This is a genomic window from Pandoraea pnomenusa (assembly GCF_000767615.3).
Classification (GTDB): Bacteria; Pseudomonadota; Gammaproteobacteria; order Burkholderiales; family Burkholderiaceae; genus Pandoraea; species Pandoraea pnomenusa.
In genome coordinates this window covers 899,251-916,702 of the sequence record NZ_CP009553.3, presented here as the reverse complement: position 1 = coordinate 916,702, position 17,452 = coordinate 899,251, and the positions used below count along the sequence as shown (strand labels likewise).

The 17,452-nt window shown below is 66.1% G+C and carries 16 protein-coding genes; 7 read left to right on the top strand and 9 right to left on the bottom strand.

Annotated features, from left to right (window positions below; translation table 11 throughout):
• The first annotated feature begins 77 nt into the window (after nt 1-77).
• Nucleotides 78-845, top strand: coding sequence for a glutathione-regulated potassium-efflux system oxidoreductase KefF (gene kefF / locus LV28_RS28225; protein WP_255315183.1), 768 nt, complete (start codon nt 78-80; stop codon nt 843-845).
• Nucleotides 845-2,770, top strand: coding sequence for a glutathione-regulated potassium-efflux system protein KefC (gene kefC, locus LV28_RS28220; protein WP_023594342.1), 1,926 nt, complete (start codon nt 845-847; stop codon nt 2,768-2,770). Before kefF ends, kefC begins: the two co-directional genes overlap by 1 nt.
• 71 nt (nt 2,771-2,841) lie before the next feature.
• On the opposite strand, the gene LV28_RS28215 is transcribed toward kefC, so the two are convergent.
• Nucleotides 2,842-3,285: a hypothetical protein gene (locus LV28_RS28215; protein WP_023594341.1), complete on the bottom strand. Its 444-nt coding sequence runs from the start codon at nt 3,283-3,285 to the stop codon at nt 2,842-2,844.
• Nucleotides 3,286-3,781: 496 nt separating this feature from the next.
• Here LV28_RS28215 and LV28_RS28210 point away from each other — a divergent pair, with 496 nt between their 5' ends.
• Together LV28_RS28210 and LV28_RS28205 are read left to right on the top strand one after the other, a co-directional pair.
• Complete coding sequence (locus LV28_RS28210; protein WP_023594340.1) at nt 3,782-5,104, top strand: TIGR00366 family protein; 1,323 nt, start codon at nt 3,782-3,784, stop codon at nt 5,102-5,104.
• Nucleotides 5,105-5,271: 167 nt separating this feature from the next.
• Nucleotides 5,272-6,129, top strand: a complete 858-nt coding sequence (locus tag LV28_RS28205) for a ferritin-like domain-containing protein (RefSeq protein WP_115344574.1) — start codon at nt 5,272-5,274, stop codon at nt 6,127-6,129.
• A gap of 97 nt (nt 6,130-6,226) precedes the next feature.
• On the opposite strand, the gene LV28_RS28200 is transcribed toward LV28_RS28205, so the two are convergent.
• The 4 genes from LV28_RS28200 to LV28_RS28185 all read right to left on the bottom strand — a co-directional run bounded on the left by LV28_RS28200 (nt 6,227) and on the right by LV28_RS28185 (nt 9,206).
• Nucleotides 6,227-6,634, bottom strand: a complete 408-nt coding sequence (locus LV28_RS28200) for a DUF4148 domain-containing protein (RefSeq protein WP_023594338.1) — start codon at nt 6,632-6,634, stop codon at nt 6,227-6,229.
• A 306-nt stretch (nt 6,635-6,940) separates the two neighbouring features.
• Complete coding sequence (locus LV28_RS28195; protein WP_025250303.1) at nt 6,941-7,888, bottom strand: SRPBCC family protein; 948 nt, start codon at nt 7,886-7,888, stop codon at nt 6,941-6,943.
• Nucleotides 7,872-8,228 (bottom strand): ArsR/SmtB family transcription factor, encoded by a 357-nt coding sequence (locus tag LV28_RS28190; protein WP_023594336.1) that lies wholly within the window; start codon nt 8,226-8,228, stop codon nt 7,872-7,874. Before LV28_RS28190 ends, LV28_RS28195 begins: the two co-directional genes overlap by 17 nt.
• Before the next feature lie 66 nt (nt 8,229-8,294).
• The gene (locus LV28_RS28185) at nt 8,295-9,206 is read right to left on the bottom strand and encodes a bestrophin family protein (protein ID WP_023872247.1); all 912 of its coding nucleotides are present in this window, start codon (nt 9,204-9,206) and stop codon (nt 8,295-8,297) included.
• Between the two features lie 251 nt (nt 9,207-9,457).
• Between LV28_RS28185 and LV28_RS28180 the strand changes: the two genes are divergently transcribed.
• Nucleotides 9,458-9,883 (top strand): hypothetical protein, encoded by a 426-nt coding sequence (locus tag LV28_RS28180; RefSeq protein WP_023594334.1) that lies wholly within the window; start codon nt 9,458-9,460, stop codon nt 9,881-9,883.
• 107 nt (nt 9,884-9,990) lie between these two features.
• On the opposite strand, the gene mmsB is transcribed toward LV28_RS28180, so the two are convergent.
• From mmsB to LV28_RS28165, 3 genes are all read right to left on the bottom strand, one after another.
• Nucleotides 9,991-10,920 (bottom strand): 3-hydroxyisobutyrate dehydrogenase, encoded by a 930-nt coding sequence (mmsB, locus tag LV28_RS28175; protein ID WP_038618717.1) that lies wholly within the window; start codon nt 10,918-10,920, stop codon nt 9,991-9,993.
• Between the two features lie 30 nt (nt 10,921-10,950).
• A complete protein-coding gene (locus LV28_RS28170; RefSeq protein ID WP_023594332.1) occupies nt 10,951-12,450 on the bottom strand; it encodes a CoA-acylating methylmalonate-semialdehyde dehydrogenase in 1,500 nt (499 codons plus the stop codon).
• 86 nt (nt 12,451-12,536) lie between these two features.
• Nucleotides 12,537-13,775, bottom strand: coding sequence for an ABC transporter substrate-binding protein (locus LV28_RS28165; protein WP_038618720.1), 1,239 nt, complete (start codon nt 13,773-13,775; stop codon nt 12,537-12,539).
• Between the two features lie 141 nt (nt 13,776-13,916).
• On the opposite strand from LV28_RS28165, the gene LV28_RS28160 reads away from it, so the two are divergent.
• Complete coding sequence (locus LV28_RS28160) at nt 13,917-14,957, top strand: LysR family transcriptional regulator (protein ID WP_255315184.1); 1,041 nt, start codon at nt 13,917-13,919, stop codon at nt 14,955-14,957.
• A 94-nt stretch (nt 14,958-15,051) separates the two neighbouring features.
• Here the strand turns inward: LV28_RS28160 and LV28_RS28155 are convergent, their stop codons facing one another.
• Nucleotides 15,052-16,032 (bottom strand): LysR family transcriptional regulator, encoded by a 981-nt coding sequence (locus tag LV28_RS28155; protein ID WP_023594329.1) that lies wholly within the window; start codon nt 16,030-16,032, stop codon nt 15,052-15,054.
• A 98-nt stretch (nt 16,033-16,130) separates the two neighbouring features.
• On the opposite strand from LV28_RS28155, the gene LV28_RS28150 reads away from it, so the two are divergent.
• On the top strand, nt 16,131-17,357 hold the full coding sequence (locus LV28_RS28150) for an MFS transporter (protein WP_023872253.1): 1,227 nt from the start codon (nt 16,131-16,133) through the stop codon (nt 17,355-17,357).
• Nucleotides 17,358-17,452 lie beyond the last annotated feature (95 nt).

Here is a 17,452-nt window from a genome sequence, read left to right as displayed (position 1 = left end):
ATGACTGGGGTGGCCGTCGCCCCGACGACGCAACGCCGCGATGTCCCGCGTCAAGTGAATGCGGTATGCTCCCCGGCATGACAGCCCCCGCATCCTCCCGCCTCGCCGCCATTTCCGAGAGCGCCCGGAACACCGGTGCCGCCCCGTCCGGACGCGGCGCCTACGTCATCGTGGCACACCCGCGCTGGCGCGACTCGCGTGTAAATCGTCGTCTGCTGGATGCTGCACGCAGCATCGCCGGCGTCGACGTCAACGATCTCTACTCGACATATCCCGACTTCAGCATCGACGTGGCCACCGAACAGCAACGCGTGGCGCGCGCCGACCTGATCGTGCTCGTGCATCCGATCTACTGGTACAGCATGCCGCCGTTGCAGAAGCTCTGGCTCGACGAAGTGCTCTCCTGGGGCTGGGCCTATGGTCACGACGGCCACGCGCTCGCCAACAAGGATCTCTGGCTGGTGGCCAGCACCGGCGGACCTCGGGAAAGCTATCGCCCCGAGGGCTACAACCAGCACGACTTCTCGGCATTCCTGCCCGCGTACGAGCAGACTGCGCGACTGTGCGGCATGCGCTTCCTGCCGCCGCACGTGTTCCACGGCGCGCGGCGCAGCGACGATGCCATGCTCGACGCCCACGTGAGCGACTTCGCCGGACGCCTGGCCACCTATCCGCAGTGGCCGGAGCTGATATCGATGGCCGACGCACCCGAGTGCTGCGAAATTCCCGCGTCGGACCGGCCGCGCGCCGCCGACGACGCGAACGACACCGCCTGTGCCGACCTCGACGCGCAGGCGGCGTCGCTTCACCGCGCGGCGGACTCCGACACCGGGAGGGCCGCCTGATGGAACACGTCCCGGCCTGGCTGCTTGCCAGCCTGATCTACCTTGCGGCGGCGGTGATCGTCGTGCCGCTGTCCCGTGCGCTCGGCCTTGGTGCCATCATCGGCTATCTCGCCGCCGGCATCGCCATCGGACCGTGGGGACTCGGCCTCGTGTCGCGCGTGGAGGACGTGCTGCACTTCGCCGAATTCGGTGTCGTGCTCATGTTGTTTCTCGTGGGCCTGGAACTGGAACCGCGTCGTTTGTGGAATTTGCGGCGGCCGATCTTCGGATGGGGGTCGGCACAGGTCGCCGGATGTGCCGTCGTGCTGTTCGCGGCCGGCGTGGCGCTCGGTGCGCCCTGGCGCATCGCGCTCGTGGCCGCGCTGGGGCTCGCGCTGTCCTCGACGGCCATCGCGCTGCAGGTGATGGCCGAGCGTAACCTGCTCGCCACGCAAAGCGGACAGGCGGGCTTCTCCATTCTGCTGTTTCAGGACGTGGCCGCCATTCCGATTCTGGCGCTGTTGCCGCTGCTCGCGAACGATGTCGACAGTCATGCGCTGACCGGTGCGCAACGCGCACTCGAAGGCCTGAAGATCGTCGGCGTGATCGCCGCCATCGTTCTGGGCGGCCGCCTGCTGCTGCGGCCGCTCCTGCGGTGGATCGCCAACAGCCGCACCCCCGAGATCTTCACGGCCACGTCGCTGCTGCTGGTCGTCGCGATCGCCACGCTGATGCAACTCGTCGGTCTGTCGATGGCGCTTGGCGCGTTCCTCGCCGGCGTGCTGCTCGCGGAAAGCGAGTATCGGCGCGAGCTGGAAACCGACATCGAGCCGTTCAAGGGACTGCTGCTCGGCCTGTTCTTCATCGCCGTGGGCATGAGCATCGATTTCGGCGTGCTCCTCGCCCAGCCGTTGCGCATGATCGCCGTGGTCATCGGATTCATGGCGCTCAAGGGCCTGGCCATCTATGGCGTATCGCGCATGATGCAACTGCCCTACCAGGAGCGTCCGATCTTTACGCTCCTGCTCGCACAGGGCGGCGAATTCGCGTTCGTGGTGTTTCAGTCCGCCGGCCCGCAAGTGCTGCCCCCGGCGGTCTCGTCGTTCCTGATCGGGGCGGTCGCGCTTTCGATGCTGATCTCGCCGCTGCTGCTCGTTGCCATCGACAAGTGGCTGCTGCCGCGTTACAGCGTCAAGGGATCGCCACGCATGAAGGAAATCGAGGAGCCGCAGTCCGCCAATGTGGTGATCTGCGGTTTCGGACGCTACGGACAGATCGTGGGGCGTGCGCTGGTACCGCAGGGCGTGTCGGTCACCGTGCTCGATCACGATCCGGACACCATCGAGAGCCTGCGCCAGATCGGCTTTCGCGTGTTCTACGGCGACGCCACGCGACTCGACCTGCTGCGCATCGCCGGCGTGGCGCATGCGCGCGCGGTGGTCGTGGCGGTAGACGATATCGACCAGTCGCTGGAGATCGTCGATCTGATGCGCGAGAACTTTCCGGACGTGCCGGTTGTCGCGCGCGCCCGTAATGTCGGCCATCTGTTCCAGCTTCGCGATCGCGGCGTGAAGCACATCGAACGCGAGGTCTTCGAGTCTTCGTTGCGCAGCGCGCGTTCGGTGCTCGAGGAACTGGGGTGGCCGCCGGCCGAGGCGCGCGAGGCGACCCTGGCGTTTCGCCGCGCGAACCTGCAACTGACCGACGAGATGTACCCGGCCTACCAGGACCGCAACAAGATGATCGCCGCCGCGAAGGAAGGCCGACGTCAGTTCGAGGAGCAAATGGCGCGCGAGCGCGAGCAGCGTCGCGCGCAGCGGCACGTCACGTTCGGGTGGGACGGCGAGCGCTCGCCGGACGACATGACGCCGACACCGCCCACGTCACCGAACCCAGCACCGTCCGCGAGCGCGGGCGCACGCGCATCGGACGACTCGCGCGCCTGAACACCGGGCGGCCAAGGCTCGCGGGAGTGCTACGCCAGGCATCGCTCGCGACGCCCTCCCGCGGTTCGCGATCACATGGCACGCGCGAAGCCGTCGAACGGGCGGAAATGGCCGTCGGCCGGTGCCGTGGCGTCGGCGCGCAATCGCGCTTCCGCCGCCGCGCCCGCCAGCCCGCGATAGTAGAGGTGCACGGCAATCGCCGCCGAATAGCGACGAATCTCGACGAGCGTGAGATGCGCGTGCTCGGCCGAACTGAACAGCAGATACGGCGCCTCCTCCTCGATCAGTCCCGCGACCTGGTGCAGGCCGTGCCGGTGCAGCACTTCCGTGAGTTCGTCCCGGCTGCGGTGCGTGGTCGCATCGGTGGCCGGATACATCATGCGCAGCAACGCCACCGGATGATGCGCGACAGCCAGCGAGAGCGCCTGAACGACAGCGTGACTGTCGAGCGCCGTGGCCACGGCGTCACCTTCGGGACGATGCTGGGGAAAGAGTTGCTCGAGGGTCGGTGTCATGTGGTTTCCATTGCAAGAAAGCTGTGAAACTGCGACAGCGGACTCCACAGTCTATGCACCCACCCGCGTCGGATAAACGTCGCCGGCCGACGACCTGCGTTGCACGCCCCGCAACAATTACCAAATATTTCGTCTCGCATCGCACGCTTCGCTGAAGCGCTCTCAACGCAACGTTTCGCACCGTTTCGTGCGTCTTTATCACCGCTTCGCACCGTCTCGCCCCGCTTCGCGTGCCGCCCGCCTCTTGCGCCGCTTCGTAGTCCTTCGTGGCGCGCACCGCATGGTGGTGACTGCCTGCGCACGCGTCGCGCCGGCGATTCAGGGACCTTTCGCCAGTCATTTGCCGTCGATGTCCTGCCGTCAATGTCTTGCCGTCGATGTCCCGCCGTCAATGTCCCGCCGTCAATGTCTATTAAGCAGTTTTACGTCATGCCTCCGCGCCAAGTGCATGCGACAATGCGCCGATTAACATGTTAACAATAAGGACGAGGCAGTCGTGGTCAAGAGTATTTCCCGTTTCTTCACGCAGGTCGTGCATCGCTTTTTGCCCGATCCGCTCATCTTCGCAATCTTCCTCACCGTCATCACATTCGCGCTGGCGCTGGGCTTCACGCCCAAGACGCCGGGCGATCTCGTGCAGTTGTGGGGCGCCGGCTTCTGGAACCTGCTCGCGTTCTCGATGCAGATGGCGATGATCCTGGTGACCGGCCACGCACTGGCCAGCTCAGCGCCGATGAAGCGTGCGATGTCGGCCCTTGCCGGGTCGGCGCGCACGCCGGCACAGGCGACGATGATGGTCGCGCTGCTCGCCGGCGTGGCCTGCGCGATCAACTGGGGCTTCGGCCTGGTGCTCGGCGCGATGTTCGCGCGCGAAGTCGCGCGACGCGTCAAGGGTACCGACTACCGCCTGCTCGTGGCGTGCGCCTACATGGGCTTTTTGACGTGGCACGGCGGCCTGTCCGGTTCGGTGCCGCTCGTGGCGGCCACGCACGGCAATCCGATGGAGAAGGTCGTCGGCCTCATCCCGGTGTCGCAGACGCTGTTCACCGGCTATAACGCGTTCATCACCATCGGCCTGATCGTCATGCTGCCGCTGCTCGCGCGCGCCATGATGCCCCGCCCCAACGAAGTGGTGTCGGTCGATCCGAAGCTGCTGGTCGACGAGCCGACGCATGAACGCGTGCTCGGCCCCGACGCCACCCTCGCGGAGAAGCTGGAGGAGAGCCGCCTGCTGTCGTTGCTCGTGTTCCTGCTCATCGCGGCATATCTCGTACTGCGCACCGTCACGAAGGGCTTCACACTCGATATCGACACCGTCAACATTGCGTTCCTCGGCATCGGCATCCTGCTGCACCGAACCCCGATGGCCTACGCGCGCGCAGTGGCGAACGCCGCGCGCGGGGCGAGCGGCATCATGATTCAGTTCCCCTTCTATGCGGGCATTCAGGCCACCATGGATCATTCGGGACTGGCGGGTGTCATCACGAACTGGTTCATCGAAATCGCCAACGTGCATACCTTCCCGCTGCTCGCCTTCCTGAGTTCGGCCGTGATCAACTTCGCAGTCCCCTCCGGAGGCGGTCACTGGGTGGTGCAGGGACCGTTCGTGATGCCCGCGGCGCAGGCGCTCGGCGCGGACATGGGCAAGGCGGCCATGGCAATCGCCTATGGCGAGGCGTGGACCAACATGGCGCAGCCGTTCTGGGCCTTGCCCGCGCTCGCCATCGCCGGACTCGGGGTGCGCGACATCATGGGCTACTGTGTGACGGCGCTGCTGTTCTCCGGCGTGATCTTCATCGGCGGGATGTATCTGTTCTGAGCCGGCGGGACGCACGTCGGGCGCTGGCGGCAGGCAGGTCTGCACGGCGCGCGGGACAGGCATGATGTTATGATTTTTGACGACGCCGACAAGACTCATCCTTCATGCGATATCCCGACGAGATCTCCGACACGCAAGCGGTTGCCGTCGCGCAGGCCGATCACGTCATGCGCCACTGGCAATACGACGTCGACGGTCCCGTGGAAATCGGTTCGGACTCCCACAAGCGCATGTTCTGCCGCATGCTGCTGGAGTCCCACAACCCGTACAAGCCTGCCGTCATCGACTGGCCGACGCTCGCGCCCGACGCGCTGGCTCGTCTCACTTCGCTGCCTATCTGGGATATCGCCGTGCAGACCGAGGGCCGCGCGTCGATCCGCGTGGCCACGTACGCGTCGACGGTTCGAGACCCGCTGCTGCGCGCAGCCCTCGTCATGGACGGCGAGGAGGAAGCGCGTCACAAGGTCGTGCTCTCACGGCTGGTGCAGGTGTACGGCATCGAGCTTGCGCCCGAGCCGGCCTATCCGGCACCCCGGGACGCCGAATGGGCCTGGTTGAAGACCGGGTTCAGCGAGTGCATCGACAGCTTCATGGCGTTCGGGCTGTTTCGCTCGGCCCAACGGTCCGGTTATTTTCCCGAAGCGCTGGTCGAAACGTTCGAACCCGTCGTGCAGGAGGAAGCGCGGCACATCCTCTTCTTCGTGAACTGGTTCGCGTGGCATCGCCGGAATCTGCCCTTCTGGAAGCGTCCGTGGTTCCATGCGCGCGTGGCGGCGGTCTGGGTCGCGCTGATCTGGGACCGGGTGGCCATCGCCAAGGGCATCGACACCGATGGCGTGGCCCGCGATGCCAACTTTCTCGCCACCGGCACCGCCGACATCGGCGAGTCGCTCAAACCGCGCGAACTCATCGCCCTGTGCCTGGAAGAGGACGCCCGGCGCATGGACGGCTACGACAGTCGCTTGTTGCGCCCGACCTTCGTGCCGCGACTGGCTCGTTTCGCACTGCGTCTGCTCAAGGGCTGATCGACTTCGGACGCCGCATCCCTCATCCGGCGCCAAAAAAGCAAAAAGCCGTCCCGGAGGACGGCTTTCGACGTTGGCAACGTCGCGGGGCGAATGCTTAGCTGCCCTGGCTGACGTTCAGTTCGCCGGCGGCGCGGGCGCGGGCCAGTTCCTGCTTCACATCGGCACGCGATACGCTCGCACCCTGCGTGGCGACGATCGGATAGTCGACGTCGTTCTGCGCCATCAGGCCTTCGGCACGGGCTTGCGCCAGTTCGCTCTTCACGTCGGCACGGCTCTTGGCCGGGCCCGAAGCCACGTACACCGGATAGTCGGCGTCGCCATGGGGGATCAGGCCCTGCGAGCGCGCTTGCGCCAGATCGGCCAGCACGGCGGCACGTGTGAGCGGCTGGCCTTGCGAGGCGATTTCGGGGTAGTTGTTACCGTTCTCGGCGGCCTGGGTGGCAGCGGCACCCAGCGAAGCGACGGCGGCGATAAGGGCGATAGCGATATTCTTGCGGTTCATTTTCATAACTCCTGTCTTGGTTGCGACGACTTTGTTTTTGCATTGCGCCGTCGATGGAAAGAAGTCTAGAACTCCGCCTTGCGATGAAAAACGCGAAATTTGTCGAGGAACTATTGCGCCTTTTACGGAGAATCCGCGCACCAATTCGGTGCGATCGCGAAAAGCACGACGCCACCGTACCCGTCTCACGGGGCGGTGGCGTGTTTTCGAGCGGCGGAAAGTTGGCGAGTAGCCGCGCGTGGCTACAGGCAGCTACAGCCGGCCAGGGTTGGCGGCGTCAGACCGCCCCGAACCGCGGGCGAATCCTCAGTCGGCGAGCGATGCACCGAGGGCATCGAGCAAATGCTGCGTGCCGCGTTCGCGAGAGCCCGCATCGTCATAACCGTCCAGATAAGCGCCCTGCTCGGTCATGACGAGATGCGTGCCCCCGTCCTTCGCGCGCAATTCGATGGTCGCGACCGATACGGAGATCTTGCGCGTATCCAGGTGCATTTCGTACGCGTAGACAAGGCGCGTGTCGGGCACCACATCGAAGTAGACGGCATCGAAGGTCGACACCATCCCGCTCGCCCATCGCCCCCGGGCGCGTTCGCGCCCGCCGGGGCGCACGTCCATCGTGCGCTCGAGCATCGTGTAGCCCGCCCCGCCGCCGAACCATCGGTCCTTGGCCTCTCGATCGGACAGCGCCCGGAATACGCGCGCGGGCGAAGCCGGATATTGACGTTCCAGGCGAAAGGTTGCGTGCACGACGCTGCGTCGCGACGGCGCGTCCAGATCGCGCAGCACCTCGCGGCCCAGCTTGTCGAGCGTCTGTTTCCAACCCTCGCCGGCGCCCTCGGGCATCCACGCGAACGCCGCATCGTGCACCGTGTAGCGCTGCTCGACATCAAGCCGCGTGCCTTCGGCAACGTCGGTGAACGCGGCAGTCGTGCGCGCGCCGAACAGCGCCATGCCGCCAGCGTCGGTCACCTCCATGTCGATCACGAGTCGCGCCGGCGCGTCGATCTCGACGAAGCGCCCGCGAATCCAGTGCGACTCGCCTTCGGGCGACTGCATGCGCAGTTCGAAAGGGCCGCCCACGCGGGCGTCGACCGTTGCCTCCGGCACCGTATAGCCGGTCGGGCAGAACCAGCGTTTGACGGCGTCGACACTCGTCCACGCGCCGAACACGACCTCGCGCTTGACGGCATACGTGCGGCCGACGTTCAACGGGCGCGGCTGCGCAGTGGGCGTTGCTTCACTTGCTGTCCTCATGAACCTCTCCTTCGGGCGGCAGGCTGGCCAGATACTCGCCCAATCGGTCGAGATGACCCTCCCACTCGTGACGGCGCTGGTGGATCCATCGCTCTGCAAGGCTCAGCGCCTGGGGTTCGATCCGGCATGTGCGAACACGTCCGGCCTTTTCCGTACGCACCAGCCCTGCGCTCTCGAGCACGGCAAGGTGTTGCATGACCGCCTGCAACGACATCGCCAACGGCTGCGCGAGCGCGCTCACCGACGCCGGCCCTTGCGCCAGACGCACGAGCATCGCGCGGCGGGACGTATCGGCCAGTGCCTGAAAAGTCAGATCGAGGGCATTGTCATGGTCAAGCATGTGCTTGAGTATAGTCATACAAGAAAGTAAAGCAAGAACTTTAGTATCAAATTCCTGCGAGACGCATCAGGTGATGATGTGGTGATCGCGGGCGGGCAGACGCGCGGTGTGCTGACGGTGGAGGATTTCGCGAAGCGACTGCTCGATGGTCTCCGACATGGCGTCGAGCGCCAGGTCGTTGGGCTCCAGACCGAACGGCTCCTCGATTTCGGCGCTCACGGCTTCGAGCGCGAAGAAGGTGTACGAAATGAAGGCGACGATCACCGGCGTCATCGGGCCGATCGAATCCACCAGCCCGAACGGCAGCAGCAGGCTGTAGAGATAGGTCACGCGATGCAGGATCACGCCGTAGGTGAACGGGATGGGCGTCGTGGCGATCCGTTCGCAGCCGCCGATGGCCTCGCCCAGGCGGTCGAGGTGCATCTCCATGACCTGCGCAAGGGGGGCTTCGATCTGCCCCAGCCGACGACGCTCGCGCAGCCATTCGCCCGCCATGAGCAGCAACGCGATCGGCCGGAACTGCTTGCGTGCGAGGCACGCGACTTCCTTCTCGTCGAGCAGGCGTTGGAAATCCGCGCTCGGGTCCGTGCCTCGCAACTGATGGCGCATGCCATGCACGAATGCAATGAGATAGCCGACGAAGCGCGGAGAATCCGACGTATCCGAGACGAGCGTCATGGACTGTCGGGCCAGCGCGCGCGTCTCGTTGAGCACACTGCCCCAAAGCATGCGGGCTTCCCAATAGCGGGCGTAGCTCGTGGTGTTGCGAAAGCCCAGGAAGATCGCCAGTGTGATGCCGATCAGGGAGAACGGAATGAACGTGAGCGGAATCTTCCATTCGAAGACGCGCCCGTGCGCCACGGTGACGCCTATCGAGATGATCGTGGTGAAAATGAGCTGCGGTGCGATCTTGGGCAAGATCGAGCCGCGCACGACGAAAAGCATGCGCAGCCAGTGCAGATTGGGTCGGACGATCATGGCGGGAAGCGGCGCTCGCAAGCGCGGAAAGGCAGGCCGAGGGGGAACCGTTGCGGCGCGATGATACGCCGATATTGGCGGGTTTGAAATGGTTGCAACGGATTGCAACATCTCTGTTCGCCACACGCGGGCCTCGCGAGAATGCCCTTACGCGCACATCACACCCATGCGTCACGCACAGGTCGTGGATGCCGCGCCGACATCAGGCATATATTCTGCCGCCGAGGCATCGACAAGGGTCAATAACGATCATGAACGTCCCAAGCCGCACTTCCCGCAAGCGCCCTGCCGGCGCATCCACTCAGGCCCGTCCGCTGGCCGTGCTCGCGCTGCTCGCCGGCCTGGCCGGTGCCGCCAGCCTCACGGGCTGCGTGGTCGAGCCGCCGCGCCCGGCGCCCGCCACCCGCGTCATCGTGGAACAGGACCCGCACGCTGTCGCCGTCCAGCGCCGGGAGCAAATCGAGCGTCGCATCGGCGGGGAGTCGCACAGTATCGACAATCACGTGAACCAGGGCTACTACCCGCCCCCGCGCGGCTATGAGCTGCACCGACGCCTCGACGCCATTGCGCAGGAAATGCGCGACATGGCCGCGCAGCACGGCGGCGGGCTCTCGGCGGACGAGCAGCGCGCCCTGCACCAGGAGCTCGACCAACTGCAGCGCATGATTGCCGGCTGACGCCGGCCAAGGCGCTTCCCGAGCAAAAAAGCACGCCCGCCGGCGAATACCGACGGGCGTCTTTCATTCTCCGGCTTGCCCGCCGGCCAGCGCGTGCGGCGCCGCGGCTACTTCACATCGAGCGCCTGCGCGAGCGTCACCGGATCCTGGAAGATGCTCGAGAAGTCGAGTCCGCCATGGCCATTGGCGCGATGCACTTCGAAAATGCGCCGTGCAAGATCCCCCAGTGGCGTGGCCACGTCGCTCGCCAGCGCGGCCCCATGGGCCAGACGCAGGTCCTTGGCCATGAGATCCGTCGCGAATCCGCCCGTGTAGCCACGCGACGACGCCGCGTTCTCCATCACCCCCGGACAGGGGTTGTACACCTCCAGCGTCCAGTTGCGGCCCGAACTCTGTTGCATCACCGCCGAGAGCACCTTCGGATCGAGTCCGTTAGCGATGCCAAGGCGCAACGCCTCGCTCGTGCCCGCCATCAGGATGCCCAGCAGCATGTTGTTGCACAGCTTGAGCGTCTGGCCTGCGCCGAGCGGCCCGCCATGGTGGATCGCGCGCCCCATGTTGCCCAGCAGCGGGCGCATGCGCTCGACGAGCGCCGCGTCGCCCCCGACCATGAACGTGAGCGTGCCGGCCGCCGCGCCGGCGGTGCCGCCCGAGACCGGCGCGTCGAGCAGCAACGTACCGGGCCGCGCGAGCCTGGCCAGTTGCCGCGGGATCTCCGGCGGCACCGTGCTACTGTCGATCAGCACTGCGTCCGGCGCGGCATTGGCGAGCACTCCCTGCGGGCCGTCATAGGCAGCCAGCACGTGCTCCCCGGCCGGCAGCATCGTGATGACGACCTGCGCGTCGCGCACGGCGTCGGCGATCGAGGCGGCCGCCCGGCCACCGGCGGCGGCCAGCCGGTCCATGGCGGCCGCGGACAAATCGAAACCGCGCACCGCATGCCCGGCCGTCACCAGATTGGCCGCCATCGGCCCGCCCATGTTGCCGAGTCCGATGAACGCGACGCGCAGCGACCCTTGTTGCGTTTCCGTAGCCATCGTCTGTCTCCGAAATGTCGAAAGGCCGCCTTACTTCAGCGTGATGGTGGTGTTCACGCCCGCAGGGCCGGTGCCGCGCGCCTGCCAGCGGGCGGTGACCGTCTTGGTCTGCGTCCAGAAGAGAATGGCCTGCTTGCCATTCGGGCCCAGATCGCCGAGCTTCGAGGCACGCGAGCCGGTGAAGCTGAACCACGCCACCGGCACCGGAATCGGCAGGTTGATCCCGACCTGGCCGACGTCGATCTCGTTCTGGAACTGACGCGCCGCGCCGCCGTCCTGCGTGAAGAGGGCCACGCCGTTGCCGTTCGGGTTCGCGTTGACGAACGCGATCGCCTCGTCGAGCGTGTCCACGCCGGTCATGCACAGCACCGGCCCGAAAATCTCTTCCCGATAGATCGACATGTCCGCCCTCACGCCGTCGAAAATCGTCGGGCCGACGAAGTTGCCCTCGGGGGCTTCCTTGACCGCGTGGCCGCGACCGTCGAGCAGCAGTTTCGCGCCCTCTTCCACACCGGCGCCGATGAGCTTCTCGATGCGGGCGCGGGCCTGCTTCGACACCACCGGCCCGAGGTCCGCCTTGCGGTCGGTGCCGGGACCGACCTTGAGCGCGCGGGCGCGCTCGACCAGTTCGGGCACCCACTCGCGGGCCTCGCCCACGAGCACGGCCACCGAGGTCGCCATGCAACGTTGCCCCGCCGCGCCGAACGCGGCGCCGAGCAGGTGGTTCATCGCCTGTTCACGGTCGGCATCGGGCAGGATCACGCAGTGATTCTTCGCGCCCATCATGGCCTGGCAGCGCTTGCCCGCTTCCGACGCACGACGGTAGATGTGCGTGCCGACATGCGTCGAGCCGATGAACGACACCGCCTTGATGTCCGGGTGATCGCAAATGCCGTTCGCCGTGTCGGGACCGCCGTGCACGACGTTGAGCACGCCCGGCGGCAGGCCGGCTTCCAGCGCGAGTTCGGCCAGACGCAGCGATGCGCTCGGGTCCTGCTCCGAGGGTTTGAGCACGAACGTGTTGCCGGTGGCCACCGCCAGCGGGAACATGAAGCACGGCAGCATCACCGGGAAGTTGAAGGCGGTAATGCCCGCGCAGACGCCCAGCGGCTCGATGAGGGTATAGACGTCGACGCCACCGGCCGCGTTCTGGGCGTACTCGCCGAGTTGCAGCGATGCAATCGAGCACGCATGCTCCACGACTTCGAGGCCGCGCCCGACCTCGCCTTCGGCATCGGGCAGCGTCTTGCCGTGCTCACGGGTGATCAGTTCGGCAAGCTCGCCCGTGTGATCGCGCAGCAGCTGCTGGAAACGCAGCATCACGCGCATGCGGTTGGCTTGCGACGTATTGCGCCAGCTCTTGTACGCCGCCTTGGCGGAGGCCACGGCCGCGTTGAGCTCATCGGGCGTGGCAAACGGCACGCGCGCAACGACTTCCTGCGTGGCGGGGTTCACGACATCGCGCCACTGCGACGTTTTCGACTCGACACGCTTGCCGTCGATGAGCAGCGGAATGGTGGGAAGGGACATGACACGCTCTCCAGTTCAGGACAAAGACAAAGGCAAAGGAATACGGGTAACGCCGGTCGAATGCCGGTCGATTGCACCGGTCATCGTTACTTCGCCGCCGTGCTCGTCTTCACGAGCGAGCAGGTCGATTTCGACAGCGGCTGGAAGGCTTCCGTCGCGGGAACGGTGGCCACTTTAGTGTAGTAATCCCACGGCCCCCTGGACTCGGCGGGTGTCTTCACGCGGAACAGATACATGTCGTGAATCACGCGTCCGTCCGGGCGGATCGACGCGTTGTGCATGATCGGATCGCGAATCGGCAGTTCGCGCATCTTTTGCGCAACGACCCTGGCATCGACGCTTTGTGTCGCCGCGACCGCGCGCAGGTAATGCAGCACGCTCGAATACACGCCGGCCTGCACCATCGTCGGCTTCAGGTTCTTGTACTTCTTCTGGAAGCGGGCAGACCAGGCACGCGAGGCGTCGTCGAAGTCCCAATAGAAGCCGTCGGTAAACAACAGCCCCTGCGCGGTGTTCAGCCCGAGGGCGTGGACATCGGACAGGAACACCAGCAATGCCGCGAGCTTCTGTCCGCGTTGCACGATGCCGAATTCACGCGCCTGCTTGAGCGCGTTCACGGTGTCCTGGCCGCCGTTGGCGAGCGCCACGACCTGGGCCTTCGAGCTTTGCGCCTGCAACAGGAACGACGCGTAGTCCGAGGCATTGAGCGGGTGCCGCGACTGGCCGACGACCGTGCCGCCGAGGGTCTTCACGATGTCGGCGGCATCCTTTTCGAGCGAATGTCCGAACGCGTAATCGACGGTAATGAAGTACCACGACTTGCCGCCGTTGCCGACCACGGCCCGGGCGGTCGCCGCCGACTGCGAATACGTGTCGAACATCCAGTGAAAGCCAGTGGGCGAACAGTCCTCGTTCGTCAGACGCGTGGTCGCCGGCCCGGAGAACAACACCACGCGTTGCTTGTCCATCGCGAGCTTCTGCACGGCAAGCGCCGCCGCGGAGTTCGTCAGGTCGGCGATCGTGTCCACGTTGTCGCGGTCGAACCACTCGCGCGCCTTGTTGGCGGCAACGTCGGCCTTGTTCTGGTTGTCGGCCGACACCAGTTCGATCTTCATGCCCTTGCACTCGGCAGCCAGGCAGTCGTCGATGGCCATCTGCGCGGCCACTACCGAGCCCGCGCCGCCCATCGCCGAGTATGTGCCCGACATGTCCGTGAGCACGCCCACCTTCACCGGGCGATCCGGCAACTGCGCCATACCGGCAACCGACGTCAACCCCAAGCCCGCACCGAGTCCGAGCGCGAGCAGCCACGGCTTGATCTTCATCGCTTTTGTCTCCTTCAGGTCTTATGCTTTTCGTCGCCGGCGTCTATGCGCGGCGCTCATAAATTGTATTTGTGCGAATTTGCTTTACATAGCGAATATCTGCATCTACTTTGTGCACAAATGCACATAGGAGACACCAGCATGACGCGCATCCCGGCGGGACGAACGTCGCACGCTTCAGCCACTTCGTCGGATTCGTCGGATTCGTCCGCCTCGCCGCAGGCCCAGCCCTCGCGACTCGCTGGCGCGTCCGGTGTCGAGCCGCGTCCCGACTGGGACGACCTGCGGTACTTTCTGGAAGTGGCCCGCACGCAGCGCGTGAGCGCCGCGGCGGTGCGTCTGGGGGTGGACCACACGACGGTGTCGCGTCGGGTGCGGGCGTTGGAGCAATCGCTCGGCACGCTGCTGTTCGACAAGTCGCGTAACGCGGGATTTGCGCTCACGCCGGAAGGCCAGCAACTGCTGGTCCATGCCGAGCAGATGGAGACGGCGGTGCAGTCGGCTTGCGAGCAAGTGGCGGGGCTCGGGCAAACGCTGTCGGGTCATGTGCGCATCGGGTCGACGGAGGCGTTCGGCACCTATTTCGTGACGCCGGTGCTTTCGCACTTCCAGCGCGAATATCCCGCAATCGATTTCGACGTGCTGCCCGTGCCGCGTTTCGTGAGTCTGTCGAAGCGGGAGGCGGATCTCGCCATCACCATCGAACGGCCGCAGCGCGGTCCTTACGTGTGCAGCAAGCTGTGCGACTACCGGTTGCAGCTCTACGCCACACCCGACTACCTCGCGAAATATGGCGAAGTGCGGACGTTTGCCGACCTGAGCGGACGCCGGTTCATCAGCTATGTCGACGAACTCACGTTCAGCAACGAACTACGCTATCTGGAAGACATCGTGCCGGGGTGCAACGTGGTGCTGCGCAGCACCAGCGTGATTGCCCAGTACCAGGCGGCGTTACAGTCCGAGGCGCTGGCGATTCTGCCGTGTTTCATGGCCGCGCAGGACCCTCGGCTGGTGCCCTTGCTGGTCGACGACGTCGTTGTCACACGCAGCTTCTGGATCTACTGCCACGAGGAATTGCGCACACTCAAGCGGATTACGGTGCTGTGGGATTACCTGCGCGATGCCGCCCAGCGCAACGATGCGCTGCTGCAAGGCAGGGCCGGACAGTTGCGGTTGAACTGAGGACGATGCGAACGCCGCGAACGGCCGGACTGCCGCAGGCGAACCGACGACGATGCGCGCGACGCCAAACGCCGCGCCGCCCGCGCCGGAAAGATCAGCGGATCTTGCGCTGCTCGGCGTCGATGACCGCGGGGATGGCCGCACGCATCGCCTCGATGAAACGAAGCAGGCGCGCGGGATAGATCTTCGCGTACGGGTAGATCAGATACATCGGCAGCGCCGACGAGCGCCACTGTGGCAGCAACTGGATCAGCCGCCCCTGTGCCACGTCCTCGGCCATCAGCCACGCCGAGCAGACGCCCACCCCCAACCCACGAATTGTCGCACTGCGCAACGCATAGAGATTGTCCGTACTCATGCGCGGATCGAATGTGAGGCGGGCCGTCTCGTGCGTCTGCTCGTGCGTGAGCGTGATCTCGTTGCGGTAGAAGGTGGTGAGCGAGAGCCAGGGCAGCGAGGCGAGCGCCTCCGGATGCGTCGGCGCCGCGCGTCCGGCGAGCAGTGCGGGCGACGCCACCACGATGCGCGGCACGTCGGTGAGCAGGATGGCGACGTTCGACGGATCGCGCAGCTCGCCCACGTGAATCGCGCAATCGATGCCCTCGGCAATGAAGTCCGGCTCACGATCCTGCAGGAACCAGTGCACCTTCATGCCGGTGTAGCGCTCGAGGAAGTCGGCCAGCGGGCCGATCATCATCTCCTGGCCGAACGCATGCGGCGCCAGAACCCGCAAAGTACCCTCCGGATCGTTGCCGGTGCCGCGCAGATCGGCTTCGAACGCCTCCCAGCTCATCACCAGCTCCTTCGCACGGGCAAAGCAGCGCTCGCCATCCTCGGTGAGCTTCATGCGATGCGTGGAGCGCTGGAGCAGGCGCAGTCCCAGCGAGCGTTCCAGCATTTGCAACCGCCGGCTCACGGTCGGCTGCGTGGTGCCCAGCAGCGCCGCCGCGGCCGACAGGCTGCCGGCTTCCACGATGCGCACGAAGGTCTGCATGAGCTCCACGCGGTCGGCGCCGCTGGCGCGAGCTGCCGGGGAGTCCGCGATCGGTGTCGAAGGATTGCGAGGATCGGTCATACGCATCACGTATAAAGGTTGTACGAATTATAGGCCTACCGCTGCACCGCACCAAGCGAGACACTACGCCCCGTACCCACCTACTGGAGCCTCACCTCATGAGTTCCGCTCAGATTTCCAACGCCACGGCCGGGATGCGTCCCCAGGCCGAACTCTCGGCCCGGCTGATTCTGCTGCTGGCCACGGGCACCGGCCTCACGGTCGCGTCGCTGTACTACGCGCAGCCGATGCTCGGCATCATGACCGACGACATTCACGCGTCGAATACCGCCGTCGGCTGGGTGCCGACGCTCACCCAGCTCGGTTACGCGCTCGGCATCTTGCTGCTCGTACCGTTGGGCGACATCATCGACCGGCGCCGCATCGTGCTGATCAAGGGAGCGATTCTCACGCTGGCGCTGCTCGCCGCGGCGGTGGCCCCGGGTATCGGCACGCTGCTCGCCGCCAGTCTCGCCATCGGCCTGACCGCCACCATGGCGCAGGACATCGTGCCGGCCGCCGCCGCGATCGCGCCCGAGTCGGTTCGCGGACGCGTGGTCGGCACCGTGATGACCGGCCTGTTGCTGGGTATTCTGCTCTCGCGGGTCGTATCGGGCTTCGTCGCCCAGAACTTCGGCTGGCGCGCGATGTATGTCGTTGCGGCGATCAGCGTCGCGAGCTTCGGCGTGGTGGCCTGGCGCGCCCTGCCCTCGTTCCATCCGACCACGCAAATGACCTACCGCCGGCTGATCGGCTCCGTCGCCGATCTGTGGCGCCGCCACCCGGCCTTGCGTCGCGCCGCGCTGGCACAGGGCCTGCTGTCCGTTGGATTCAGTGCCTTCTGGTCGACACTGGCGGTCATGCTGCACGAAGCGCCGTTCCACCTGGGCGCCGCCGCGGCCGGGGCGTTCGGCCTGGCGGGCGCGGCCGGCGCCCTGGGTGCGCCGCTGGCGGGTCGCATCGCCGACCGCAAGGGGCCGCAACTCGTCACGCGTCTCGGTGCCGGGCTGGTGGCCGTCTCGTTCGCGGCCATGTTGTTCGCGCCGCTGCTCGGCGCTCATGCGCAACTTTGGCTGATCGGCCTGGGCGCCATTGGCTTCGATCTGGGTGTGCAGGTCGCGCTGGTGTCGCACCAGACGATCGTGTACGGGATCGAGCCGCCCGCCCGCAGCCGGCTCAACGCGGTGCTGTTCGTCGGCGTGTTCATCGGCATGGCCGTTGGCGCGGCGCTCGGCGCCCAGGCGTTGGCCCACTGGGGCTGGACCGGCGTGGCTTCGCTCGCGACGGTGGCCGCCCTCAGCGCGCTGGCCGTGCGGATGTGGCCGGGTACGACATCGGCGCATTGATTCGCCGGTCGCGTGTTGCCGACGCCACGTCGGCAGCGCACCGCCAGCTTCCGGCGCCCGGTGCCATCGCACCGGGCGCTTTCGTTTGCGCCGTT

Coding starts and splice junctions, on each gene's coding strand:
- kefF (WP_255315183.1), top strand. CDS start 78: ATGACAGCCCCCGCATCCTCCCGCCTCGCCGCCATTTCCGAGAGCGCC.
- kefC (WP_023594342.1), top strand. CDS start 845: ATGGAACACGTCCCGGCCTGGCTGCTTGCCAGCCTGATCTACCTTGCG.
- LV28_RS28215 (WP_023594341.1), bottom strand. CDS start 3,285: ATGACACCGACCCTCGAGCAACTCTTTCCCCAGCATCGTCCCGAAGGT.
- LV28_RS28205 (WP_115344574.1), top strand. CDS start 5,272: ATGCGCCACTGGCAATACGACGTCGACGGTCCCGTGGAAATCGGTTCG.
- LV28_RS28200 (WP_023594338.1), bottom strand. CDS start 6,634: ATGAACCGCAAGAATATCGCTATCGCCCTTATCGCCGCCGTCGCTTCG.
- LV28_RS28195 (WP_025250303.1), bottom strand. CDS start 7,888: ATGAGGACAGCAAGTGAAGCAACGCCCACTGCGCAGCCGCGCCCGTTG.
- LV28_RS28190 (WP_023594336.1), bottom strand. CDS start 8,228: ATGCTTGACCATGACAATGCCCTCGATCTGACTTTTCAGGCACTGGCC.
- LV28_RS28185 (WP_023872247.1), bottom strand. CDS start 9,206: ATGATCGTCCGACCCAATCTGCACTGGCTGCGCATGCTTTTCGTCGTG.
- LV28_RS28180 (WP_023594334.1), top strand. CDS start 9,458: ATGAACGTCCCAAGCCGCACTTCCCGCAAGCGCCCTGCCGGCGCATCC.
- mmsB (WP_038618717.1), bottom strand. CDS start 10,920: ATGGCTACGGAAACGCAACAAGGGTCGCTGCGCGTCGCGTTCATCGGA.
- LV28_RS28170 (WP_023594332.1), bottom strand. CDS start 12,450: ATGTCCCTTCCCACCATTCCGCTGCTCATCGACGGCAAGCGTGTCGAG.
- LV28_RS28165 (WP_038618720.1), bottom strand. CDS start 13,775: ATGAAGATCAAGCCGTGGCTGCTCGCGCTCGGACTCGGTGCGGGCTTG.
- LV28_RS28160 (WP_255315184.1), top strand. CDS start 13,917: ATGACGCGCATCCCGGCGGGACGAACGTCGCACGCTTCAGCCACTTCG.
- LV28_RS28155 (WP_023594329.1), bottom strand. CDS start 16,032: ATGACCGATCCTCGCAATCCTTCGACACCGATCGCGGACTCCCCGGCA.
- LV28_RS28150 (WP_023872253.1), top strand. CDS start 16,131: ATGAGTTCCGCTCAGATTTCCAACGCCACGGCCGGGATGCGTCCCCAG.